Below are 21,794 nucleotides of genomic sequence, written 5' to 3'. Positions count from 1 at the left end.
TCCGCTGATGGCAAATGCTGACGCGACTCCGGTCCTCGAGCTGACCGGCATCGGCAAGGAGTTCGGCGCGATCCGCGCGCTGCATGACGTCGACCTGCAGGTCTTCCCGGGCGAGGTGGTCGGGCTGATGGGCGACAATGGCGCCGGCAAGTCGACGCTGGTCAAGATCATCGCCGGCAATTTCCGTCCCAGCCACGGCGAAATCCGCTTTGCCGGCAACGCGGTCCATTTCAGCCGGCCCATCGATGCCCGCGCCGTCGGCATCGAGGTCGTCTACCAGGACCTCGCGCTATCGGACAACCTCACGGCGGCGGCCAACGTGTTCCTCGGCCGCGAGCTGAAGCGCAAGTTCGGGCCCATTGCCTTGCTCGACCACAAGGCCATGGCGGCGCGGGCGCTGGAGCTGTTCGGCGAGCTGCGCTCGGAGACGCGCCCCGACGATCTCGTCAAGCAGATGTCCGGCGGCCAGCGCCAAGCGGTCGCGATCGCGCGGACGCGGCTCTCCAATGCACGGCTGGTGATGATGGACGAGCCGACCGCCGCGATCTCGGTGCGCCAGGTCGAGCAGGTGCTCGGCCTGATTCACCGGCTGAAGGAGCAGGGCGTCGCGGTGATGTTGATCTCGCACCGCATGCCTGATGTCTTCGCGGTGTGCGATCGCGTCGTCGTCATGCGCCGCGGCGAGAAGCGGGCCGACAAGGCGATCCACCAGACCTCCCCCGAGGAAGTCACCGCCCTCATCACCGGCGCGAAGGAGGCGGCGTGATGGCCATGCCCATGGAATCTCCGATCAGCTTCACCAATATCGGCCGGATCAGATGGTGGCAGCGCGGCATCTTCGCCTCCCAGACCGGCTATGTCCTGCTCGCGCTGGCGGTGCTGCTGGTGGTCATGCATTTCGCCAGTCCGTATTTCTTCACCGAAGGCAACATGCAGAACGTGGCGAAGAACTTTTCCTTCATCGCCATCGCCACCCTCGGCGTCACCTTCGTGATCATCACCGGCGGCATCGACCTCTCGGTCGGCTCGATGATGTGCTTCTCCGCCATGATCACCTCGATGGTGATGACCGAGCTGTCGGCGCCTGGCTCGCCCGCGGGCGCCCTGTTCGTTCACATGGCGGCCGACGGCAAGACCGTAGTTGCCAATGTGCCGGGCCTGATCCTGGTGGTCTCTGTTCTCGCCGGGCTCGGCGTCGCGCTGATCGCCGGCCTCGTCAACGGCTTCTGCATCGCGGTGCTCGGCCTGTCGCCCTTCGTCACCACGCTCGGCATGCTCTCGATCGTGCGCGGGCTCGGCTATGTCGTCTCCAACGGCCGCGGCAGTTTCCCGGGTGGGCCGGATGCCAATTACTTCTACGCAGCGACCTCGGGTGACGTGCTCGGCGTGCCCGTGCCTTTCATCTACCTCGTGATCCTCGCGCTGGCGATGGCCGTCGTGCTGCATCACACCTCGTTCGGGCGCCACGTCTTCGCGCTCGGCGGCAACGAGAAGGCTGCCGAACTCACCGGCATTCCGGTCGTGCGGGTGAAGATCGAGGTCTATGTGATCTGCGCGCTCGCGGCAGGCCTTCAGGGCATCATCATCTCAGGCTGGCTGGGGTCGGCGCCGGCCAACATGGCGACATCCTACGAGCTCAACGTGATCGCGGCGGCCGTGATCGGCGGTGCCAACCTCGCCGGCGGCATCGGTGGTCCGCTGGGCGCCATCGTCGGCTGCGTGCTGCTGGAAGTGATCCGCAACGGCCTCGTGCTGGCGCAGGTCAGCTCCTATTGGCAGCAGACGCTGGTGGGCGTGATCATCATTCTGGCCGTGCTGGTCGACCGCATTCGCTCGCGGATGACCTGAATTGACGTCGTTCCGGGAGGGCAAATAAATGCCGCCTGTCCGCTTCCCGGACGTTCCAAAGAGGACGGGCACCAAACGAGGGTGGAGGAGACAATGAGGAAACTGCTTCTTGCCGGCATCGCCGTTGCGATGATGGCGACGCCGGCATTCGCCGCAAACTACCGCTTCGTCATCGTGCCCAAGGCGATGAACAATCCGTTCTTCGACTTCGCGCGTGACGGCTGCCTGAAGCGCGCCAAGGAGCTCGGCAACATCGAGTGCATCTATAAGGGGCCGGTGGAGCATGAGCCGGCGACGCAGGCGCAGATCATACAGGACTTCGTCACCCAGAAGGTCGATGGTCTCGCCATCTCGGTCGCCGACGTCGCGGCCATGACCAAGTCGATCGAGGCGGCGACCGCCGCCGGCATTCCCGTCATCACCTTCGATGCCGATGCGCCCGGCTCCAAGCGGATCGCCTATATCGGCACCAACAACAAGGAGTTCGGCGTCGCGCTCGGCAAGGAATTGCTGAAGATGCGGCCTGACGGCGGCAAATACGCGATGGTCTCGGGCGGTCCCGGCGCCAAGAACCTCGCCGAGCGCGTCGATGGCGTGCGCGAGGCGCTGAAGGGCTCGAAATGGACCGAGGTCCCGGGCTCGCCAACCTTCTGCAACGACGATCCCGCGCTCGCGGTGCAGCAGATGACCGACATGCGCACTGCAACGCCTGACCTCGCCGCCATCGTTCCCATCGGCGGCTGGCCGATGTTCGCCCCCGAAGGCTTCAAGGCCTTCGCCTCCAGGAACAAGAAGGACATCGATTCCGGCAAATTCACACTTGTCGTCGCCGATACGCTGAAGATGCAGCTCGAGCTGCTGCGCGACGGCTATGCCAATGCGCTGGTCGGCCAGCGTCCGTTCGAGATGGGCGAGAAGGCGATGGACACGCTGCTTGCCATCAAGAAGGGCGAGAAGGTGCCGGAGATCGTCTACACCGGCCTCGATCTCGTGACCAAGGACAACGTCGCGCAGATGTTGAAGTAGGAGCGCCGCCAGCCCCGCGCTCCTGCGTGCCTCCCCCGCTTGCGGTTTCCGCGAGCGGGGGAGATGATTTGGACTGTGTACGAAGACTGCTGGAAGGCAATGGGAATGAAACGGTCGCGGCTCGGCGCTCTCGACGTCACTTCAATCGGCCTCGGTTCCGCGCCGCTCGGCGGATTGTTCAGCCCGGTCAGGGATGCCGATGCGGACGCGACGATCGCGCGTGCCTGGTCGCTCGGGGTGCGATTCTTCGATACGGCGCCGCTCTACGGCTTTGGCCTCGCGGAACGGCGGCTCGGCGCCTTCCTGCGGCAACAGAAGCGCGAGTCCTTCGTCATCTCGACCAAGGTCGGCCGCCTGCTGCGTGCGCCGGAGGGCAACGCCGCCGAGGACGAGCACTACAAGGGCACGCCGCGCGAGCGACCGGTGTTCGATTTCTCCTACGACGGCGTGATGCGCTCAGTGGAGGAAAGCCTCGCCAGACTCGGGCTCGACCGCGTCGATATCGTGCTGGTACACGATCCCGATGATCACTACGGCGACGCCGTCGCGGGCGCCTTCCGCGCCCTGCAGCGCCTGCGCGAGGACGGCACGGTGAAGGCGATTGGTGCCGGCATGAACCAGTCGGAGATGTTGACGCGTTTTGCCGAGGCCGTGCCGGTCGACTGCTTCCTGCTCGCCGGCCGCTACACGTTGCTCGACCAGGGTGCGCTGGACGCGCTGTTTCCGGTCTGCACGGCCAGAAGCATCGGCATCCTGCTCGGGGGTATCTACAACAGCGGCATCCTGGCCAATCCGCATACGAGCGCGAAGTTCAACTATCAGGACGCCGATGCGGCGCTGGTTGCGCGGGCGCTCGCGCTCGACGCGCTCTGCCGCAAGCATGGTACCGAGCTGAAGGCCGCCGCGCTGCAGTTCTGCATGGCGCATCCGGCGGTGACGGTCGCGGTGATGGGCGCGCGCAATGCCGGCGAGGTCGCCGACAACATCGCAATGTCGGAGACGGCGGTGCCGGCGGCGCTCTGGCAGGAACTGCGTGCGCGAAACCTCGTCGATGTGCGCGCGCCGCTGCCGGGTGGAGCGTAAGGCATGATCATCGACGGCCACCAGCATTTCTGGGATCCGGCGCGCGCCGACTATCCCTGGATGGACGCGCCCGAACTGACGCCGATCCGCCGCGCCTTCGGTCCGCCCGATCTTGCGCCGCTGCTGAAAGCCAACGGCATCGACGCCAGCATCGTGGTGCAATGCCGTTCATCTCTCGAGGAGACCGAGGAATTTTTGCGCATCGCGCATGCCACGCCATCAGTGATTGGCGTCGTCGGCTGGGCCGACCTGACGGACGGCGGGCTCGGCGACACGCTCGACCGGCTGTGCGGCTCGCCGGGCGGCGAAAAGCTCGTCGGCATCCGCCATCAGGTCCACGATGAGGCTGATCCCGATTGGCTGCTGCGCGAGGACGTCCAGCGCGGCCTCACCGCTGTGTTCGCGCACGATCTCGCTTACGATTTCCTCGTCCGCACCCGCGAGCTCCCCGCCGCCGTCGCAACCGCACAGGCGTTTCCGCAAGCGCGCTTCGTGCTCGACCATGCGGCCAAGCCGCCGATCGCCGACGGCGGCAGCGCCGAATGGTTCGATCGCATCAAAGCGCTCGGGACTTGCGACAATGTCTGGTGCAAGATCTCCGGACTCGCGACCGAGGCGGTCTGGAATGACTGGGATGCGGAACGGCTGTTTCCGTTCGTTGCGCACGCCGCAAATTGTTTTGGCGAGGACAGGCTGATCTTCGGCTCGGACTGGCCGGTGTGCCTGCTTGCGGGAAGCTACGGCGAGATCAAGAGCGCGCTGGAGGCGTGCCTGGCGAGGCTTGGCCCGCAGCTGCGGGACAAGGCTTTTGGCGTGAATGCCAAGGCTGCGTATCGGTTGGGTTAATTGCAGTGGATGCGCTCTCTTACCCTCTCCCCTTGTGGGAGAGGGTGGCTCGCCGCGCAGCGGCGAGACGGGTGAGGGGTCTCTCTCCGCGAGCCACCTTTCACATCTGAGTTTGCTGAAGCAACCCCTCATCCGGCGCTTCGCGCCACCTTCTCCCACAAGGGGAGAAGGGAAGAGGCGGCGGCGCCGCCTCGCACCCCTGCCTATTCCGACATCGGCTTGTCGGAAATATCCCAGTCCTTGCCGGTGAAGGTGGAGATGAACAGCGTCTTCATCGGCGTGTAGTCCTCAGGCGTGTAGCTGTAGGTGACGCCGTCGAGGAAGTAGGGCGAGTGGAAGCCCGCGAGCGTCGAGGCCTGCTTCAGCACGTTCGCGCGGGTGAGATCATCGCCGCAACGGCGCAGGATCTCGCCCATGCTGACGGCCTGGCCGTAGCCGGCGAAGGCGATGGTGTTGTCGGGGTCGATAGCCGGCGTATATTTCTTGCGCAACTCCTCGAACGCCATCACGTCGGGGTCCTTCTCCCATTTGGGCAGGCCGACCTCCTTGTTGTAGCGGATGGCGACGATGCCGGTGGCGTTCTCGAGGCCGGCGGCGTTGAGGATCGAGCGGCCGGTCGAGCCCGCCGACAACAGCTGCAGCGGCTTCCAACCGAGCTCGGCCACTTTACGGATCGACTGCGACGACGCCTTGCCGGTGGAGATGTTGTAGAAGACGTCCGCGCCCGACTTCGAGAGATTGATGAGCTGGGAATCGACGGTCGGCTCGGTGAGATCATAGGTCTGCTCCATGATCACCTGCGCGGTGCCGCCGGCATCCGCCAGCACCTTCTTGAAGGGACCGAGGAAGTCGCGGCCGAAATCGTCGTTCTGATAGAGGATGCCGATCTTGGCGTTCGGCTTTACGCTCACGACGTGCCGCGCGAGAATGCGTGCCTCGGTCGGATAGAGCGGCAGGCCCGCCATCGTCCATTTGAACTCTTTCGGGTTATTCCACTTCGACGCGCCGGTGTTGAGCAGCAGCTGCGGCACGCCCTTGGAGTTCAGGTATTTGTGCACGGCGGTCTGCGGCGCGGTGCCGAGCGAGCCGTACAGCGCGAGCACTTCCTCCTGCTCGACCAGGCGCCGCGTCGCCTCGACGCATTTCGGCGCGCTGTAGGCATCGTCCATGGTGAGGAACTTGACCTTGCGTCCGTTGATGCCGCCTTTCTCGTTCAGCATCTGGAAATAGGCTTCGCCGATGCGGCCGAGCACGCCGTAGAGCGAGCCGGGGCCGGAATGCGGCACGGTCTGCCCGATCTTGATCTCGGTGTCGCTGGCGCCCGCATCGTATTTCTTGTCCGCAGCCCAGACGTAGGGCGCGGGCAAGGTGGATGCGGCGATGGTGGCGAGTGCGGCGGCGCTGAAATCGCGCCGCGATGGATTCTTCGTCATTATTTGTTTCTCCCTGGCGGGAGCATTGTGCTGGCATCGCAGCTCAGCTCGCAAGTGGGAAGTCGCAACTTTGCGACGCAATGACGCTCAAATCGCAGGGCGACTAGCGCCTAGACTCAAGTTTTCTCGGCGACGACGACGAGGCCGCGCACGGGCTCATTGTTCTCGATGCGCGGCGAGGCCGGCTCCAGCGTCAGCAGCATCAGGCCTGCCTTGGCGAGGGCGCCGCGCACATATTCCGCCGAATGGGCATAGCGCAGGCCTTCGCCGAGAACGACGCCGCTGCCGTCATGCGTCTCCAGCGTGAAGGCGAGCACGCCGCCCGATACGAGCACGCGCCTGGCTTCGTTGAGAATCGGCGCCAGATCGGAAAGATAGACGAACGCATCCGCGGCGACGACGAGGTTCGCGCCGGCATCGCCCTTGGTGCGCAGGCCTTCGATCATGTCGGCGACTTCGAGCTCGGCATAGAGATTGGTGGCGCGCGCCTGCTTGATCATGCCGGGCGACAGGTCGATGCCGATGAAATGGTCGACCTGCTTGGCGAAGGCGGCTGCCGCAAGGCCGGTGCCGCAGCCGAGATCGATGGTGCGCTTGAAGAGGGCCGGCTTCTTGGCGGCGACCCGTGCGGCCACCACCGCCTTGAAGATCAGGCTCGGCGCGCGATAGCCGAGATCGTTGATCAGCGTATGCTCGAAGCGCGGCGCGTATTGGTCGAACAGCGCCTGCACATAGGCCTTGGGCATCTCCGCCATCGCGGCATCGCCGAGCCGCATCAGATGCAGGCCGGCGCCGTGCTGATCGCCAGGATCGGACCGGCGCGCCTCCCGAAACGCCGCGATCGCCTTGTCGCGCTCGCCGAGCTGCTGACGGACTTCGCCGAGCGTGAACCAGGCCGAGGTGAAATCAGGCGCGAGCTCAAGCGCCTGCTCGAGCAGGTCGGCGGCGGCGGGCAGATCGCCCTTGAGCTGGAGGTCGCGCGCGAACTCGAAGCGGCGGTCGGCCATGAGATCGCCGGAGGTCAGGAACAAGCGCAGGGGCATGGGGAACCACTTGTCATTGCCGGGCTTGACCCGGCAATCCATCAAAAAAGGCACTGTTTAAAAGGATGGATGCGCGGGTCAAGTCCGCGCATGACGGCTTAATTTGGAGCGGCCCCTCCCTATATGACCACCATGCGTCCCCAAGACATCCTGCTGCCAGTCGCGAGCGGCCTGTGCTGCAAGCCGGGCGGCTTCCATATCGATCCCGTCCGCCCGGTCGAGCGAGCCGTGATCACGCACGGCCATTCCGACCATGCCCGTGCCGGCCACGGCGCGGTGCTGGCGACGCAGGAAACGCTGGACATGATGCGGCTGCGCTACGGCGAGAATTTTGCCGGATCGACGCAGGCCATCCGCTATGGCGAGGAGATCCGGCTCGGCGACGTCCGCGTCAAATTTCACCCGGCCGGCCACGTGCTGGGCTCGGCGCAGATCGCGGTGACCTGCAAAGACACCTGCATCGTCGCCTCCGGCGACTACAAGGACGCGCCCGACCCGACCTGCACGCCATTCGAGCTGGTGCCTTGCGACGTCTTCATCACGGAGGCGACGTTCGGCCTGCCGGTGTTCCGGCATGGCGATGCGAGTGACGAGGTGAAGAAGCTGCTGGCCTCCGTCGCGTTGTTTCCCGAGCGCGCGCATCTCGTCGGCGCCTATTCGCTCGGCAAGGCCCAGCGCGTGATCGCGCTGCTGCGGCAGGCGGGCTACGACGCGCCGATCTATCTGCATGGCGCGATGGAGAAGATCACCGAATATTATCAGAGCCGCGGCATCGCCCTCGGCGAGCTCAGACCGGTCAAAGGCGTGAAGAAGGCCGCGCTCTCCGGCACCATCACGCTGGCCCCGCCCTCAGCGACTTCGGATCTCTGGACGCGGCGCTTTCCCGATCCCGTCACCGCGTTCGCCTCGGGATGGATGCGCGTGCGCGCCCGGGCGCGGCAGCGCGGCGTCGAGCTGCCGCTGGTGATCTCGGACCACGCCGATTGGGATGGCCTCACCGCCACGATCGGCGCGACCGGCGCCGGCGAAATCTGGGTCACGCACGGCCAGGAAGATGCGCTGGTGCACTGGTGCCGGAGCAATGGTCTGCGCGCACAGCCGCTCGATCTCGTCGGTTATGGCGACGAGGAGGAGAGCGAGACGCCGCTTCAAGACGAGGCCGAAGCATGAACCGCTTCGCCGAACTTCTGGACCGCCTCGCTTATGAGCCCGGCCGCAACAACAAGCTGCGGCTGATCACCGGCTATTTTCGTAAGGTCGGCGATCCCGACCGCGGCTACGCGCTGGCCGCGCTCACCGGCGCGCTCAGCTTCAAACATGCCAAGCCCGCGCTGATCCGCGATCTCATCGCGGCGCGCACGGATGAGGTGCTGTTTGGGTTGAGTTACGACTATGTCGGCGATCTCTCGGAGACGGTGGCGCTGATGTGGCCGAAGGCTGCGCTGGCTGGCCATAACAATCCGCCGCCCCCATCCCTCAGCGAAGTCGTCACCACGCTCCGCACGCTCGGCAAGACCGAGTTGCCAAAGCAGCTCGAACGCTGGCTTGACGAGCTGGATGAGACCGGCCGCTGGGCGCTCTTGAAGCTCGTCACCGGCGCGCTTCGCATCGGCATCTCCGCGCGCCTCGCCAAGACCGCGGCCGCCGCCCTCGGCGACAAGGACCCGCATGAGGTCGAGCTGATCTGGCCGGGGCTTGCGCCGCCTTATCTCGACCTGTTCGCCTGGCTGGAAGGCCGCGCCGAGAAGCCGGTCAATCGCGATCCCGCGCCGTTCCGGCCCGTGATGCTGGCGCATGCGATCGAGGAGACGGATTTTGCCGCACTCGATCCCGCCGACTACATTGCCGAATGGAAATGGGACGGCATCCGGGTGCAGGCGGTGGCCGGGCGGGACGACCGCGGCCACATCACGGCCCGGCTCTATTCGCGCACGGGCGAGGACATCACGGGCAGCTTTCCCGACCTCGTGCCGTCGCTGCGTCTGCCGGGTGCGATCGACGGCGAGCTGTTGATTCTGCGTGAGGGCCGCGTGCAGAGCTTCAACGTCCTGCAACAGCGGCTCAACCGCAAGATCGTCTCGCCGAAGCTGATCAAGGAATTTCCGATTCATCTGCGCGCCTATGATTTGCTCGGCGATGACGAGAACGATGTGCGTGAATTGCCGTTCGCGGAGCGGCGCGAAAGGCTGGAGATCTTTATCGGAAAGCTCGGCGATCCCCGCATCGATCTGTCGCCCACCGTGCCCTTCACAAGCTGGGAGGCGCTGGCCGTCGCGCGCGCCGATCCGGCAAGCGCAGGCGCCGGCGAAGATGCGGACGCCGTCGAGGGCGTGATGCTGAAGCGGCGCGATGCGGCTTATTTGCCAGGGCGGCCGAAGGGCCAATGGTGGAAGTGGAAGCGCGATCCGCACATCATCGATGCCGTGCTGATGTATGCGCAGCGCGGTCACGGCAAGCGCTCGTCCTATTACTCCGACTACACCTTTGGCGTCTGGACCGCGGGCGATGGCGGCGACGAGCTGGTGCCGGTCGGCAAGGCCTATTTCGGTTTCACGGACGAGGAGTTGCTCCAGATCGATCGCTTCGTCCGCCGCAACACCACGGAAAAATTCGGCCCCGTTCGCCATGTCGTGCACGAGCCGGACCAGGGTCTGGTGCTGGAGGTGGCGTTCGAGGGCCTGCAGCGCTCGCCGCGGCACAAATCCGGCGTCGCCATGCGCTTTCCCCGCATCAGCCGCCTGCGCTGGGACAAGCCGCCGAAGGAGGCCGATCGGCTGGAGACGTTGGAGAGGATGTTGAAGGCGGAGGCAGTGGAGGCGTGAAGGCGTGCGAGGCTCGATCGTCGCCAAGCGAGAGGTGCGCTCCCTCTCCCGCTTGCGGGAGAGGGTTGGGGAGAGGGTGTCTCCGCATTGGGATTCCCCCAGAGGAGAGAGCCCTCACCCGGCGCTGCGCGCCGACCTCTCCCGCAAGCGGGAGAGGTGAGGGGCCCGCGGCTCGCGTCGCGCCACAAGGGAAGCTCTGGCGGCGCTACCCGAATTAAAACGCGGTAAGCTGATTGACGGTCGGGCCGGGGTTCCCCATGTCCCTCGCCGTGCCCTATAATGGGGTCGAATCCCCTGAGGAGTTTGAGATGGTCCAAGACGTCAGAGATTTGCCGGCCGGCCGCAGCGACGGGCTGAACCGCTTTCTCGGCGGCTCGCCGCTGGCGGTCGCGTTTCGCCTGGTCCTGCTCTCGATCCTGGTCGGCGTCGTGCTCGCCGCGATCGGCTTCGATCCCTGGAACATCATCACCAGCATCCGCCTCCTGTTCCAGCGTCTTTGGGATCTCGGCTTCGACACCGTGAACTGGCTGTGGCGCTACTTCCTGCTCGGCGCGGTCATCGTGATCCCAATCTGGCTGCTCTCGCGCGTCTTCGGCGCGCCGCGCGGCCGCTGAACGTCAAGGAGTTGCGCAGCCGATGCAACTACGCTTTGTCGGCTGCGGCGACGCCTTTGGCTCAGGTGGCAGGCTCAACACCTGCTTCCACGTCTCGGGGCGCGAGACCAATTTCCTGATCGATTGCGGCGCGTCGGCCCTGCCGGCGCTGAAGCGGCTCGAGATCGCGCGCGACGACATCGATCTCATCCTCATCACGCATTTCCACGGCGACCATTTTGCCGGGTTGCCGTTCCTGCTGCTCGACGCGCAATTTTCGCGGCGGACGCGGCCGCTGACGATTGCGGGACCGCAAGGCATCGAGACGCGGCTCAACCAGGTGATGGAGGCGCTGTTCGAGCACTCCTCGAAGACCAAACAGCGTTTCGAGCTCGAGGTCGTGGAGCTCGCGCCCGAGCAAAGCAAAACCTTCGGCGCGGCGAGAGTGACGCCCTATCCGGTGGTGCACGGCGAATCCGGTGGTCCCTTCCTCGCCTACCGCGTCGAGGCCGAGGGCCGCACGCTTGCCTACAGCGCCGATACCGAATGGACGGAAACGCTCATTCCGCTGGCGCACGGCGCCGACCTTTTCATCGCCGAAGCCTATATGTACGAGAAGGTGGTCAAGAACCATCTCAGCCTGAAGACCTTGGAACAGCATCTTCCCGCGATCGGCGCGAAACGCCTCGTCCTCACCCATATGAACGACGACATGCTCTCGCGCCTGGACGATATTGCGCATCTCGCCGCCGAAGACGGCATGGTCCTCGTATTCTGAGATGCACGCGCCCATTCCCCTCAAGATCGGCTCCCGCCAGGTGTTCGCCATCGCCGGTCCTGCGATGGTCGCGAACCTGACCACGCCGCTGATCGGCATTGTCTCAACCACGGCGATCGGGCGGCTCGACGATGCCGCGCTGCTCGGCGGCGTCGCGATCGCGTCGGTGATCTTTGACTGCCTGTTCTGGCTGTTTGGCTTCCTGCGCATGAGCACGCTCGCCTTCACCGCGCAGTCGCTGGGCGCGGGCGAGGTGCGCGAGCCGGCCGCGATCCTGGCACGCGGCTTCATCGTTGCCGGCCTGATCGGCGTTGCGCTGATCGTGCTGCAACTGCCGCTGGCCGCTCTGCTGTTCGACCTCATGGGCGGCAGCGAGGGGGTGACGCACGCCGCGAAGACCTACTTCAAGATCCGGATCTGGTCGTCGCCGTTCGCGCTCGCCAACTATGTCATCCTCGGCTGGCTGATCGGAAAGGCCCGCGCCAATTCAGCCTTGTTGCTTCAGGTCGTCATCAATCTCGTCAACATGGCGGCGACGATCCTGCTGGTGCTGGTCTACGATAACGGCATCGCCGGTGCCGCGATCTCAGCGCTGTTGTCGGAAGCGGTCGGGTTCGCCCTCGGCGTGATCGTCTGCCGCCATTACGCCGAGGGCGGCTTCGCAGTGCCGTACAGGACGCTGCTCGACCGCGAGAAGCTGTTGCGGATGCTGGCGGTGAATTCCGACATCATGATCCGCACCGCGGCGCTGATCGCCGTGTTCCTGTTCTTCACCGCCAAGGGCGCGCAGGCCGGCGACGTCACGCTGGCCGCCAACTCCGTGCTCAACAACTTCCTGCTGGTCAGCGCCTTCTTCCTCGACGGTCTCGCCAACGCGGCGCAGCAGCTGTGCGGCCGCACCCTCGGTGCACGCGATGCAAAGGGATTTGCCGATTCGACCCGGCTGGTGCTGCTGTGGGGGCTCGGCTTTGCAATCGTCGTCGCGGTGCTGTTCGCGCTGTGCGGGCCGGCCCTGATCGATTTCATGACGGCGAGCGAAGACGTCCGCCGTGCCGCGCGCGAATTCCTGCCGTTCGTCGTGCTTGCGCCGATCCCCGGCGTGTTCGCCTTCGGCTTCGACGGCATCTATATCGGCGCGACCTGGGTGCGCGAGATGCGCAATCTGATGCTGGCCTCGCTCGCGATCTTCCTCGGCACCTGGTGGGCGCTGCAATCGTTCGGCAATGCCGGACTGTGGTGCGCGCTGATGGCCTCCTACCTCTCGCGTGGCGGCTTGCAGGCCGCGCGCTATCCGACACAGTTCAGGGCGACGTTCTCGAAGCCGTAGCCCGGATGGAGCGCAGCGTAATCCGGGGCCTTCGAGCCTGCGGACGGATTCCCGGATTGCGCTGCGCTCCATCCGGGCTACGCGCAGCGCCTCACATCCCCGGCCAGTCTTCCGCCGTGAGCGTCGCCGCATCCGCGCCGACGATCTCGGACAAGGAATCCCGCCCCGTGCGGAGCAGCGTCGAGGTGAGATCGCGCTTGATCTCGTCGACGAGACCGAGGCCCTTGTAGACCAGCGACGAATAGAGCTGGATCAGGCTGGCGCCGGCGCGGATTTTCGTCAGCGCAGCGCCGCCGGAGTCCACGCCGCCGACGCCGATCAGCGGGAATGCACCCTCGACACGCACATAGGTCTCCGCGACCATCCGCGTCGACAGGCGGAACAGCGGCCGGCCGGACAGGCCGCCTTGCTCCTTGGCGCGCATCTCCTCGCGCAGCGTGCTCGGCCGCGCGATGGTCGTGTTCGACACGATCATGCCGTCGACCCGGCGCGAGCGCGCGACCTGCACGACGTCGTCGAGCTGGGCAAGGCTCAAATCCGGCGCGATCTTGAGCAGCACCGGCGTGTCGCCGGCCTTCTGGCGCACCCGCTCGCGGGCGTCGATCACGCGCGCGAGGAGATCGTCGAGCAGCGCGCCTTCCTGCAGATTGCGCAGGCCGGGCGTATTCGGCGAGGAGACATTGACGGTGAAATAGCTCGCGACCGGCGCAAAGGTCTCGATCAGCTTGACGTAGTCGCCAACGCGGTCCGGCGAATCCTTGTTGGCGCCGACATTGACGCCGACGATGCCGCCGTGCTGCGCGCGTGCGGCGAGCCGGCGCAACGCGACCTCTGCGCCGTCATTGTTGAAACCCATGCGGTTGATGATCGCTTCGTCGCGCTCGAGCCGGAACAATCGCGGCCGCGGATTGCCGCTCTGCGGCTTCGGCGTCACCGAGCCGATCTCGACGAAGCCGAAGCCGAGCCGCAGCAACGCGTCCGGCACCTCTGCGCTCTTGTCGAAACCCGCGGCCATGCCGATCGGATTGGGAAAGTTGAGCCCGAAGGCGCGCATCGCGAGCTTGGGATCGTCAGCGCGCGGCTTGATCGGCGGCAGGAAGCGCAGGCCCTGGATCGCGAGGCGATGCGCGTCTTCCGGATCGAGCCAGCGCAGCACCGGCAGCGAAAAGGCGTCGAAAGCGCGGATCACGGCAACAGCTCCGGAGTGTCGTGGCCGCCGTCGGAGCGCATGTTGAGGTTCGTCACAGCGATCACCGCGCCGAGATCGAGCTCGCCATAGAGATGTGGAAACAGCTCGTGATTGCGCGAGCGCTCCCAACGCAGCTCAGCTCCGAGCGCGTCGCCGTCGACCTCGACCAGGAACAGCGCGCGCTGCCCGAAATAGTGCTTGCGGAGGGTTTCGGGAACCTGGGCAGCGGTCGAGAAATGGATGAATCCGTCGCGCGCATCGTCCGCGCTGCCCCGGTAGACACCCTGTCGTTCCGCCTCGCGCCAAGCCGAGGCCGGACAGATTTTGTAGATCTTGACCACCGCTACCGCAGCCCTGTTTGCTCTTTGAGTCTTTTGGGTTTTTTCGTCTATTGCGGGTCCTTAAAACCCCGGGGCGACCGTAAAGGCCGCCCCTTCCGAACTCAAGGCTTAGAGCCAATTCCGTTCCGATGAAATCGGATCGAGGCTCTAAATTTCTGTTTGGCGCGTTTTCTGGACACGAACCGGTGTCCGTCTGAGTTGAAATCGCTTCTCCCGCCGCCTCTTGCGCGAAAACCGGAAAACCGGTTGATTTGAGGACAGTTTTCCTGGGTTGCGACGGGCTGGGCCTTCCATGGTCAGACAGGCCAAAGCGCAGAGGATACTGACTCACGACCAGATCTGGGTCGCGCTGGATCGGCTGGCGGAGCGCGCCGGTCTGTCGCCGTCCGGCCTTGCCAGGCGCGCGGGGCTCGATCCCACCACCTTTAACAGGTCGAAGCGCGTCACCTCTGACGGCCGCGAGCGCTGGCCCTCGACCGAATCGATCGCAAAGGCGCTGGCGGCGGCCGGCGCCTCGATCGACAGCTTTGCGAGGCTGGTCGACGACGACGCCGGCGACGGCCGCTCGGTACCGCTGCTCGGCTTCGCGCTGGCCGGCGCGAGCGGCGCTTTCGACGAGTCCGGCCTTCCCGCCGGCAAGGGCTGGACCGAGATCGCGCTTCCCACCGCCGAGGACGACCACGCCTTTGCGCTGGAGATTTCCGGCGATGCGCTCCAGCCTGCCTATCGCGACGGCGACATCATCCTGGTCTCGCCCGGCACGCCGATCCGCAAGGGCGATCGCGTCGTGGTGAAGACGAGGACGGACGAGGTGACGATCGCGACGCTGAAGCGCCGCACGGCGAAGGCGTTGGACTTGCAGCCGCTCGATGCGTCGCAAGTGGCACGGACGATCTCGGTGAGTGACCTCGCCTGGATCGCGCGGATCGTCTGGGCCAGCCAGTGATTGCGGAGACAGTTCCGGTCACGGGGCTCTCGTTGAACCGACAGGCGGCTTCACAGCACTTCGAAAATCTTATAGGCGACGGCGCCTTCGACGAGATAGCCCTTGCCGACGCAGACGATGTCGTTGAGCCAGGCATAGGTTTGCGAGCCGGTTTCGAACAGCGGATTGGTGCGGAAGTAATATCCGGCGGGATCGACCTTGGTGCGTCGCGCCGGATCCGCCATCTCGGCGCGCAAACCCGGCGGCGTCACCCAGCGGCCGCCATAGGTCATGTAGATCAGCTCGCCGTCATGCGTGCGCAGCGACAGACGGACATCGAGTGTCATGGCGCCGTCGGCGCGAAACAATGCCCAGTCGCCGCCGCCCCGCAGCACCTCGCCGCGCAAGCGCGGGCCTTCGAACGAGCCCTTGGCTGCGCCGAACAGCACGCGCTGCCCGACAGGCCCCGCGCCGAAATTGAGGCGCGGATCGAGATCGACGACGATGTCGAAGAGATGCCGGGTCGCAAGGTCACCGGCGGACTTCACGCGTGGATCGGCCATGGTCTGATGCTCCCCGGTAGTCGTGGACGGAAGGGTGTCAGCGATCTAGGCCGCCTGCACGGTGTCGCCAAACAGCTTGCGCCTGACCGCATCGGTCGAGACGCCGGATTGGGCGCAGAGCTCGGAGAGATCGAAGACGAAGCGTTCATGCGCGATTCTGTCGTCACGAAAGGCAAAGGTGATGAACACCGGCAGCTCGGCGCGTCAGGATGCGCTCGTTGTCCGCGAGGCCCTGCACCCGGGTGCCGAAGGCCGGCGTCTCCAGCACCATATCCGGATGCAGAACCTCCAGCGCCGCAGCGACATCCTGCCGGCTCTTCGCGATCGCCAGCCTATCCGCCAGCTCGAACATGCGTTTGCCGTCCATCGCTCGCCTCTGTACATCCAACGTGTCTAATACATACATTATGTATGTTATATGCGGTTTGATACCTGCGCGTCAAGTATTAGGTTGCGCGCGATGCGGACGAAGGATCCTCCGAAGAGTCGTCGGGAAGAGTACAGCGAGGCCACGCGGCAGGCGCTGCTCGATGCTGGCCGCGAGGCGTTTGCGGCCAACGGATTTCAGGCGGCCGGCATGGAGGCGATCTCGCGGGCGGCGCGGGTCACGCGCGGCGCGTTCTACCATCACTTCGAGGACAAGAAGGCACTGTTCGACGCCGTGGTGGTCGCCATGCAGCGCGAGGCCGCAGCCAGGATCGAGGCCGCGGCACGGGGCGAGCGCAAGATCTGGGATCGTCTCAGCGCCGGCATCGACGCCTATCTCGATGCCTGCGAAGAGCCGGACTATGCGCGCATCGTCATCCAGGAAGCGCAGGCCGTGCTCGGCGAGCCGCGCTATCGCGAGATCGAGGAGACCTATCCGACCGCGCTGCTGATCGCGACGTTGCGGGCCCTGAAGCGCGATGGCGAATTGAACGCGGACGATGTCGATCTGCTGAGCCGGATGATCGACGCCATGATCTGCAAGATCGGGCTGTTGCTCCCGCACGCGGACGATTCCAGGAAGCTGCGCAGAAACGGACAGAAGATCGTCGCGGCCGTGCTGGAGACATTCCGCCAGAAGGCGTGAACCTGCCGCGAGCTCGCGATCGTCCCCGATCGCCATTGCGACTCACCGGCCCTCTCGCATAGGTTGCGGCATATTACCGCTCCAGCTTTATCTTAGGGGAATACAATGAATCGCCGTCACGCGTTGAAGGCCCTGGCGGGTCTTGCGCTCTGTCCGCTCTGCAAGCCGGCCTTCGCCGCCGAAGGCGCGCATTGGAGCTATGAGGGCGCCGGCGCTCCGGCCAAATGGGGCGATCTCGACGCGGCCAACAAGGCCTGCGGTATCGGCCTGCAACAATCCCCGATCGACATCGAGGCGACCGTCAAGTCGCAATTGCCTGCGTTGAAGCTGAACTGGGGCAACAGCGCCGACACCATCGTGAACAACGGGCATACGATCCAGCTCGACTTCGCCGAGGGCAGCACACTCATGCTCGGCAACGTCAAGTACAAGCTGCTTCAGGTGCACTTCCACCGGCCGAGCGAGCACATGATCGGCGGCAAGAATTTTCCGATGGAGGCGCATTTCGTCCATCGCAACGAGGCCGGCGGGCTCGCCGTGGTCGGCGTGCTGATGGCCGAGGGCAGGCCGAACGCGGCCTTCGGCAAGATCGTCAAGACCATGCCGACGGCGGAAGGCCCCGCGGTGAAGGCGGATGCGGGCATCGATCCCCACGCCATGCTGCCGCAGCGGCTCAGCTATTTCCGCTATCCCGGCTCGCTGACGACGCCGCCCTGCTCGGAGGTGGTCGAATGGCTGCTGCTGACCGACCCGATCCAGGTCTCGGCCACGGATGTCGCCGCCTTCGCAAAGCTCTATCCGATGAACGCGCGCCCGGTGCAGAAGGATAATCGGCGTTACGTGCTGCGGTCGATTTGAGCGGAAGTCTCGTAGCCCGGATGGAGCGAAGCGCAATCCGGGACCGCTGATGCCGCTCGTGAAGACCCCCGGATTTCGCTTCGCTCCATCCGGGCTACAAGAGCCTCACGCACTCCGCGCCAGCGCGCCGTCGATCATGTTGACCGCGTTCTGCACGCCGTACACCGCGACGAAGGAGCCGAAGCGCGGGCCCTTCTCCTGGCCGAGCAGGACCTGATAGAGCATGTTGAACCAGTCCAGCGTGACGCCGGGCCGGCCGTCCTTGCCCTTCTTGACCTGATCGAGGAACGGCTCGCGGCGGCCGATCTCGTAGACGACGTTCTGGATGTCCTCGGCCGATGCGTCCGGCCCAAGCTGTGACAGCGCATCGCGCAGGTCTTGAAGTGCGGCGCGCTCGGTCTCCGTGGGGACGCGGAATTGCTTCGTCGGCGCGACGAAGTCGCGATAATAATTGATGGCGTAGCCGACCATGGCGTCGAGCTTCGGATGCGTCTGGGGGCTCACGCCCGGGCGGTAGCGGCCGATGAAGCCCCACAGCGTCTCGGCATTCTCTGCGTTCGACGACGACACCAGCGTCAGCAGAAGCTGGAAGGTGACGGGCATGTCGCCCTTCGGCGGATGGCCGTTGTGGATGTGCCAGATCGGATTGCCGAGCTGCTGCTTGCCATCCTGCTTGGCAAAGCCGTCGATGAACTGCTGATAGTCGTCGACGTTGCGCGGGATGACGTCGAAATAGAGTCGCTTGGCCGCCTTCGGCTCGCGATACATGAACAGCGACAGCGATTCCGGCGAGGCGTAGCGCAGCCATTCGTCGATGGTGAGGCCGTTGCCCTTGGACTTCGAGATCTTCTGGCCCTGCTCGTCGAGGAAGAGCTCGTAATTGAAGCCTTCGGGCGGCGTGGCGCCGAGCGCCCTGGCGATCGCGCCGGACAGCTTCACCGAATCAATCAGGTCCTTGCCGGCCATCTCGTAGTCGACGCCGAGCGCGACCCAGCGCATCGCCCAGTCGGCCTTCCACTGACACTTGACGTTGCCGCCGGTGACTGATGTTTCGACTTCCTGGTTCGTATCAGGGTCGACATAGGTCACCGTGCCAGCCGCGACGTCGCGCCGGATCATCGGCACCTGCAGCACGACACCCGTCGTCTTGCTGATCGGGAGGAACGGCGAATAGGTCGCGCGGCGATCGGGACCGAGCGTCGGCAGGATGATCGCCATCACCTTGTCGTAGGCGGCGAGCATCTTCAGCAACGTCGCGTCGAAGCGGCCTGATGTGTAGTAGTCGGTCGAGCTCGCGAACTCGTAGTCGAAGCCGAAATGATCGAGGAACGCGCGCAGCCGCGCATTGTTGTGGTGCCCGAACGACGGATATTCGTTCGAGAACGGATCCGGCACCCGCGTCAGCGGCTTGCCGAGATGCTCGGCCAGCATCTCCTTGTTGGGGACGTTGTCGGGCACTTTCCGAAACCCGTCCATGTCGTCGGAGAAGGCGAGCAGGCGTGTCTTGATCTTGTCCTCGGTCAGCACGTGGAAAGCGTGCCGTACCATCGAGGTGCGCGCGACCTCACCGAACGTGCCGATATGCGGCAGGCCTGACGGCCCGTAGCCGGTCTCGAACAGCACCTCGTCCTTCGGGCTCTTCTTCAGCCGCGCGACAATGGCCTTCGCCTGCTCGAACGGCCAGGCGTTGGATTGTTCGGCGAGCGCACGCAAATCGCTCGGGTTCATGTTGGGATCGATAACGGACATCAAGAAGGGCCTCCGGGTCGCGGAAAATAGCGATTTCCGGGCAGAATGCAATTTGTGAGGGGGTGCAGGCGCCTCCACCGTCATTGCGAGAATCGTAGGGTGGGCAAAGCGACTTGTCCGCCGTAGCTCGAAGAGCGAAGGCGGAAGCGTGCCCACCATTCCGAAGACGTGGGCACGGCGCTTACGCGCCTTTGCCCACCCTACGGCAGCTCGCTCGCCGCAAGAGCAGTGGAATTAAAACGGGCTCACCGAAAAATACCGCAGCCACAGATCGGTGTAGCGGCCTTTTTCCCAGACGCGGAACAGCGCCCAGTTCAGGGCCTGGCGCAGCACGTCGTTGCCCTTGCGCACGGCGATGCCGATGCCTTCGCCGAAGAAACGACTCTCGACGAAGGGACCGCCGGAGAAGGCACAGCAATCGCCGGAATCGGTGCCGTTGATCCAGAACGCGAGCGAGATGGCGTCGCCGAAGATGAAATCGACCTCGCCCTTGCGCAAAGCGGCGCGCATCGCGTCGTCGTTGGGATAGGGATGCAGCTCGGCGTCGGTGAACATGGCCTTGAGATAGGCCTCGTGCGCGGAGCCGGCGATGACGCCGACCTTCTTGCCCTCGAGATATTCAGGCCGGATTTCCGGCATCACCGCGTCCTTGCGCGAGGCGAAGCGCGCCGGCACGCGGTAGTAGGGATCGGTGAAGTCGACCCGGGCGCGCAGCTGCGGGCTCACCGCCATCGAAGCGATGATGGCATCGCCGCGGTTGGAGGAGAGCGCATCGACCAGCGTCTCGAAGCGGCGCATCTGCACGGTGCAGGTGACCTTGATCTCCTCGCACAGCGCCCGGGCGAGATCGACATTGAAGCCGGCGGGATTGCCGTCAGCGCCGGTGTAATTGAACGGCGGATAGTCGGTCTCGGTCAGGAAGCGGATCACGGTCAGACGCGACAGGTCCGGCCGTTCCGGTCGCCGCCGCGGATCCCAGAAGCCGGGCACGGCCTGCGGGGCGGCCTGGGGCGCGACCTGCGGCGTGGCCTGAGGTGCCGCCGGGGGCCGCTTGGCAGGAGCCTGAGCCTCGGCGGCGGGCAGGCCCGTGAGCAGGCAGGTGCCGACGGCCAGCGCCATCAGCAAGCTACGGGCAGATTGGGACGATTTCGCCTGGTGCGATGGAGCCATCGGCCGGAAATGAACGAATGTCATTGAGATCGGAGGGCCTTATAGACCATCCCGGCAGGAACGCGAACGCGGATTATAGGCTGGGTAAAGGTCTCTCGCCCGTCATGCCCGGGCTTGTCCCGCCTGCGCGGCCGAAGCCGCTTCGGCGAGGCGAAGGCCCGGGCATCCACGAACTTTCCTAGCCTGCCCCAGAACGTGGATGGCCGGGACAAGCCCGGCCATGACCACGGAGAAGCAGCTGCGTCTGGACAAGGTCCTCAGAGATACTTCTTCAAATCAGCCGCCGCTTCTTCCGGGGTGCGCTTCAAATTGAACGGGGAGACGAAGCGGCCATCGCGGTCCATCAGATAGATCAGCGCGGTGTGGTCCATGGTGTAGTCGCCGTCCTTGGTCGGGACCTTCTTGGCGTAGACCCGATAGGAGGTGATGACCTTGGCGGTCTCGGCGGGGTCGCCGCTGAGGCCTTCGAGATGCGGATCGAAGCTCGACAGATACTCCTTCATGGTCGCCGGCGTATCGCGCTCGGGATCGACCGAGATGAAGATGGCATTGACCTTGTCGGCATCCTTGCCCATCGCCCGCAGCACTTCCGAGATCTCGAACAGCGATGTCGGACAGACGTCGGGGCAATGGGTGTAGCCGAAGAAGATCAGGGTCGGCTTGCCCTTGAGGCTCTTGTCGGTGACGGCCTTGCCGTTCTGGTCGGTGAGCTGGAACGGGCCGCCGATCGCGGCCGGCTGCGCCACCTTGCTGACCCCGCCCATGGCCCAGAACATGATCAGGAGCCCGACAACGAGGCTTGCGGCGAAGGCGGTCGCGATCACCAGCGGACGGGTGGCGGAACTCATGGGCGGAAAACTTCCTGTCGGGGATCAGAAGCAGGCGGCGAAACCGGTCCTGATCATTTCGAAGAACATCTGCGTGCCGTAGTGGAACCACAGCGCCAGCGCGCCGAGCACGAGCAATCCACCGATCGCCGCACCCACCCACAGCAGCACGGACGGCGTCCGGCCGGCAGTGGGCGAATTGTCCTGTAGCGGGTGCGTCGGGTGCAGTGGTTGAGCCATGGCAATGATGGGGGCAAAAGCCCGGGTTCCCAACCCTCAGATAAGCTTCGGCCCGCCTGCG

The 21,794-nt window shown here is 65.1% G+C and carries 24 protein-coding genes; 13 read left to right on the top strand and 11 right to left on the bottom strand.

Features of this window, described 5'->3' with window-relative positions; translation table 11 throughout:
* Window positions 1-7: 7 nt before the first annotated feature.
* The 5 genes from IVA81_RS15455 to IVA81_RS15435 all read left to right on the top strand — a co-directional run bounded on the left by IVA81_RS15455 (window position 8) and on the right by IVA81_RS15435 (window position 4,803).
* On the top strand, window positions 8-766 hold the full coding sequence (locus IVA81_RS15455; protein WP_247319549.1) for an ATP-binding cassette domain-containing protein: 759 nt from the start codon (window positions 8-10) through the stop codon (window positions 764-766).
* Window positions 766-1,848, top strand: coding sequence for an ABC transporter permease (locus tag IVA81_RS15450; RefSeq protein ID WP_247319547.1), 1,083 nt, complete (start codon window positions 766-768; stop codon window positions 1,846-1,848). The genes IVA81_RS15455 and IVA81_RS15450 overlap by 1 nt, the downstream gene beginning before the upstream one ends.
* Before the next feature lie 93 nt (window positions 1,849-1,941).
* Window positions 1,942-2,874 carry a sugar-binding protein gene (locus tag IVA81_RS15445; protein WP_247319545.1) on the top strand — a complete coding sequence of 311 codons (933 nt, stop codon included), beginning with the start codon at window positions 1,942-1,944 and terminating at the stop codon, window positions 2,872-2,874.
* 105 nt (window positions 2,875-2,979) lie between these two features.
* Window positions 2,980-3,957, top strand: a complete 978-nt coding sequence (locus IVA81_RS15440) for an aldo/keto reductase (protein WP_247319542.1) — start codon at window positions 2,980-2,982, stop codon at window positions 3,955-3,957.
* Window positions 3,958-3,960: 3 nt separating this feature from the next.
* Window positions 3,961-4,803, top strand: coding sequence for an amidohydrolase family protein (locus IVA81_RS15435; protein WP_247319540.1), 843 nt, complete (start codon window positions 3,961-3,963; stop codon window positions 4,801-4,803).
* Window positions 4,804-5,006: 203 nt separating this feature from the next.
* Here the strand turns inward: IVA81_RS15435 and IVA81_RS15430 are convergent, their stop codons facing one another.
* On the bottom strand, window positions 5,007-6,236 hold the full coding sequence (locus tag IVA81_RS15430) for an ABC transporter substrate-binding protein (RefSeq protein ID WP_247319538.1): 1,230 nt from the start codon (window positions 6,234-6,236) through the stop codon (window positions 5,007-5,009).
* 116 nt (window positions 6,237-6,352) lie between these two features.
* On the bottom strand, window positions 6,353-7,279 hold the full coding sequence (locus tag IVA81_RS15425; RefSeq protein ID WP_247319527.1) for a methyltransferase domain-containing protein: 927 nt from the start codon (window positions 7,277-7,279) through the stop codon (window positions 6,353-6,355).
* A gap of 132 nt (window positions 7,280-7,411) precedes the next feature.
* Between IVA81_RS15425 and IVA81_RS15420 the strand changes: the two genes are divergently transcribed.
* From IVA81_RS15420 to IVA81_RS15400, 5 genes are all read left to right on the top strand, one after another.
* Window positions 7,412-8,449 carry a ligase-associated DNA damage response exonuclease gene (locus IVA81_RS15420; protein WP_247319525.1) on the top strand — a complete coding sequence of 346 codons (1,038 nt, stop codon included), beginning with the start codon at window positions 7,412-7,414 and terminating at the stop codon, window positions 8,447-8,449.
* Window positions 8,446-10,101 (top strand): cisplatin damage response ATP-dependent DNA ligase, encoded by a 1,656-nt coding sequence (locus IVA81_RS15415; protein ID WP_247319524.1) that lies wholly within the window; start codon window positions 8,446-8,448, stop codon window positions 10,099-10,101. Before IVA81_RS15420 ends, IVA81_RS15415 begins: the two co-directional genes overlap by 4 nt.
* A gap of 308 nt (window positions 10,102-10,409) precedes the next feature.
* Window positions 10,410-10,715, top strand: coding sequence for a DUF6460 domain-containing protein (locus tag IVA81_RS15410; RefSeq protein ID WP_247319523.1), 306 nt, complete (start codon window positions 10,410-10,412; stop codon window positions 10,713-10,715).
* 22 nt (window positions 10,716-10,737) lie between these two features.
* On the top strand, window positions 10,738-11,472 hold the full coding sequence (locus IVA81_RS15405) for an MBL fold metallo-hydrolase (RefSeq protein ID WP_247319522.1): 735 nt from the start codon (window positions 10,738-10,740) through the stop codon (window positions 11,470-11,472).
* A 1-nt stretch (window position 11,473) separates the two neighbouring features.
* On the top strand, window positions 11,474-12,799 hold the full coding sequence (locus IVA81_RS15400) for an MATE family efflux transporter (protein ID WP_247319521.1): 1,326 nt from the start codon (window positions 11,474-11,476) through the stop codon (window positions 12,797-12,799).
* A gap of 91 nt (window positions 12,800-12,890) precedes the next feature.
* Here the strand turns inward: IVA81_RS15400 and IVA81_RS15395 are convergent, their stop codons facing one another.
* On the bottom strand, window positions 12,891-13,988 hold the full coding sequence (locus tag IVA81_RS15395; protein ID WP_247319520.1) for a quinone-dependent dihydroorotate dehydrogenase: 1,098 nt from the start codon (window positions 13,986-13,988) through the stop codon (window positions 12,891-12,893).
* Window positions 13,985-14,329 (bottom strand): DUF952 domain-containing protein, encoded by a 345-nt coding sequence (locus IVA81_RS15390; RefSeq protein ID WP_247319519.1) that lies wholly within the window; start codon window positions 14,327-14,329, stop codon window positions 13,985-13,987. The genes IVA81_RS15395 and IVA81_RS15390 overlap by 4 nt, the downstream gene beginning before the upstream one ends.
* A gap of 292 nt (window positions 14,330-14,621) precedes the next feature.
* Here IVA81_RS15390 and IVA81_RS15385 point away from each other — a divergent pair, with 292 nt between their 5' ends.
* Window positions 14,622-15,275, top strand: a complete 654-nt coding sequence (locus IVA81_RS15385; RefSeq protein ID WP_247319518.1) for a helix-turn-helix transcriptional regulator — start codon at window positions 14,622-14,624, stop codon at window positions 15,273-15,275.
* A gap of 50 nt (window positions 15,276-15,325) precedes the next feature.
* Here the strand turns inward: IVA81_RS15385 and IVA81_RS15380 are convergent, their stop codons facing one another.
* From IVA81_RS15380 to IVA81_RS15370, 3 genes are read right to left on the bottom strand one after another with little or no spacing between them, the layout of a single operon-like run.
* Complete coding sequence (locus IVA81_RS15380) at window positions 15,326-15,817, bottom strand: DUF3237 domain-containing protein (protein WP_246921246.1); 492 nt, start codon at window positions 15,815-15,817, stop codon at window positions 15,326-15,328.
* 45 nt (window positions 15,818-15,862) lie between these two features.
* The gene (locus IVA81_RS15375) at window positions 15,863-16,006 is read right to left on the bottom strand and encodes a hypothetical protein (protein WP_247319516.1); all 144 of its coding nucleotides are present in this window, start codon (window positions 16,004-16,006) and stop codon (window positions 15,863-15,865) included.
* Window positions 15,981-16,184, bottom strand: coding sequence for a hypothetical protein (locus IVA81_RS15370; protein ID WP_247319514.1), 204 nt, complete (start codon window positions 16,182-16,184; stop codon window positions 15,981-15,983). Before IVA81_RS15370 ends, IVA81_RS15375 begins: the two co-directional genes overlap by 26 nt.
* Before the next feature lie 93 nt (window positions 16,185-16,277).
* On the opposite strand from IVA81_RS15370, the gene IVA81_RS15365 reads away from it, so the two are divergent.
* Window positions 16,278-16,889, top strand: coding sequence for a TetR/AcrR family transcriptional regulator (locus IVA81_RS15365; protein WP_247319512.1), 612 nt, complete (start codon window positions 16,278-16,280; stop codon window positions 16,887-16,889).
* Window positions 16,890-16,994: 105 nt separating this feature from the next.
* Window positions 16,995-17,747 (top strand): carbonic anhydrase family protein, encoded by a 753-nt coding sequence (locus IVA81_RS15360; RefSeq protein WP_247319510.1) that lies wholly within the window; start codon window positions 16,995-16,997, stop codon window positions 17,745-17,747.
* Window positions 17,748-17,852: 105 nt separating this feature from the next.
* Here the strand turns inward: IVA81_RS15360 and IVA81_RS15355 are convergent, their stop codons facing one another.
* From IVA81_RS15355 to IVA81_RS15340, 4 genes are all read right to left on the bottom strand, one after another.
* Window positions 17,853-19,496, bottom strand: coding sequence for a lysine--tRNA ligase (locus tag IVA81_RS15355; RefSeq protein ID WP_247319509.1), 1,644 nt, complete (start codon window positions 19,494-19,496; stop codon window positions 17,853-17,855).
* A gap of 234 nt (window positions 19,497-19,730) precedes the next feature.
* Window positions 19,731-20,666, bottom strand: a complete 936-nt coding sequence (locus tag IVA81_RS15350; RefSeq protein ID WP_247319602.1) for a transporter substrate-binding domain-containing protein — start codon at window positions 20,664-20,666, stop codon at window positions 19,731-19,733.
* A gap of 257 nt (window positions 20,667-20,923) precedes the next feature.
* Window positions 20,924-21,514 (bottom strand): SCO family protein, encoded by a 591-nt coding sequence (locus IVA81_RS15345; RefSeq protein WP_247319506.1) that lies wholly within the window; start codon window positions 21,512-21,514, stop codon window positions 20,924-20,926.
* A gap of 24 nt (window positions 21,515-21,538) precedes the next feature.
* Window positions 21,539-21,733, bottom strand: coding sequence for a hypothetical protein (locus tag IVA81_RS15340; RefSeq protein WP_247319505.1), 195 nt, complete (start codon window positions 21,731-21,733; stop codon window positions 21,539-21,541).
* Window positions 21,734-21,794: the final 61 nt, after the last annotated feature.

The organism is Bradyrhizobium sp. 141 (assembly GCF_023074055.1).
GTDB lineage: Bacteria > Pseudomonadota > Alphaproteobacteria > Rhizobiales > Xanthobacteraceae > Bradyrhizobium.
This window is presented reverse-complemented; position numbering and strand designations above follow the sequence as displayed.

Excerpts from the sequence above, each read along its gene's own strand:
- IVA81_RS15455 (WP_247319549.1), top strand. The coding sequence starts at position 8 with ATGGCAAATGCTGACGCGACTCCGGTCCTCGAGCTGACCGGCATCGGC.
- IVA81_RS15450 (WP_247319547.1), top strand. The coding sequence starts at position 766 with ATGGCCATGCCCATGGAATCTCCGATCAGCTTCACCAATATCGGCCGG.
- IVA81_RS15445 (WP_247319545.1), top strand. The coding sequence starts at position 1,942 with ATGAGGAAACTGCTTCTTGCCGGCATCGCCGTTGCGATGATGGCGACG.
- IVA81_RS15440 (WP_247319542.1), top strand. The coding sequence starts at position 2,980 with ATGAAACGGTCGCGGCTCGGCGCTCTCGACGTCACTTCAATCGGCCTC.
- IVA81_RS15435 (WP_247319540.1), top strand. The coding sequence starts at position 3,961 with ATGATCATCGACGGCCACCAGCATTTCTGGGATCCGGCGCGCGCCGAC.
- IVA81_RS15430 (WP_247319538.1), bottom strand. The coding sequence starts at position 6,236 with ATGACGAAGAATCCATCGCGGCGCGATTTCAGCGCCGCCGCACTCGCC.
- IVA81_RS15425 (WP_247319527.1), bottom strand. The coding sequence starts at position 7,279 with ATGCCCCTGCGCTTGTTCCTGACCTCCGGCGATCTCATGGCCGACCGC.
- IVA81_RS15420 (WP_247319525.1), top strand. The coding sequence starts at position 7,412 with ATGCGTCCCCAAGACATCCTGCTGCCAGTCGCGAGCGGCCTGTGCTGC.
- IVA81_RS15415 (WP_247319524.1), top strand. The coding sequence starts at position 8,446 with ATGAACCGCTTCGCCGAACTTCTGGACCGCCTCGCTTATGAGCCCGGC.
- IVA81_RS15410 (WP_247319523.1), top strand. The coding sequence starts at position 10,410 with ATGGTCCAAGACGTCAGAGATTTGCCGGCCGGCCGCAGCGACGGGCTG.
- IVA81_RS15405 (WP_247319522.1), top strand. The coding sequence starts at position 10,738 with ATGCAACTACGCTTTGTCGGCTGCGGCGACGCCTTTGGCTCAGGTGGC.
- IVA81_RS15400 (WP_247319521.1), top strand. The coding sequence starts at position 11,474 with ATGCACGCGCCCATTCCCCTCAAGATCGGCTCCCGCCAGGTGTTCGCC.
- IVA81_RS15385 (WP_247319518.1), top strand. The coding sequence starts at position 14,622 with ATGGTCAGACAGGCCAAAGCGCAGAGGATACTGACTCACGACCAGATC.
- IVA81_RS15380 (WP_246921246.1), bottom strand. The coding sequence starts at position 15,817 with ATGGCCGATCCACGCGTGAAGTCCGCCGGTGACCTTGCGACCCGGCAT.
- IVA81_RS15370 (WP_247319514.1), bottom strand. The coding sequence starts at position 16,184 with ATGGACGGCAAACGCATGTTCGAGCTGGCGGATAGGCTGGCGATCGCG.
- IVA81_RS15365 (WP_247319512.1), top strand. The coding sequence starts at position 16,278 with ATGCGGACGAAGGATCCTCCGAAGAGTCGTCGGGAAGAGTACAGCGAG.
- IVA81_RS15360 (WP_247319510.1), top strand. The coding sequence starts at position 16,995 with ATGAATCGCCGTCACGCGTTGAAGGCCCTGGCGGGTCTTGCGCTCTGT.
- IVA81_RS15355 (WP_247319509.1), bottom strand. The coding sequence starts at position 19,496 with ATGTCCGTTATCGATCCCAACATGAACCCGAGCGATTTGCGTGCGCTC.
- IVA81_RS15350 (WP_247319602.1), bottom strand. The coding sequence starts at position 20,666 with ATGGCTCCATCGCACCAGGCGAAATCGTCCCAATCTGCCCGTAGCTTG.
- IVA81_RS15345 (WP_247319506.1), bottom strand. The coding sequence starts at position 21,514 with ATGAGTTCCGCCACCCGTCCGCTGGTGATCGCGACCGCCTTCGCCGCA.
- IVA81_RS15340 (WP_247319505.1), bottom strand. The coding sequence starts at position 21,733 with ATGGCTCAACCACTGCACCCGACGCACCCGCTACAGGACAATTCGCCC.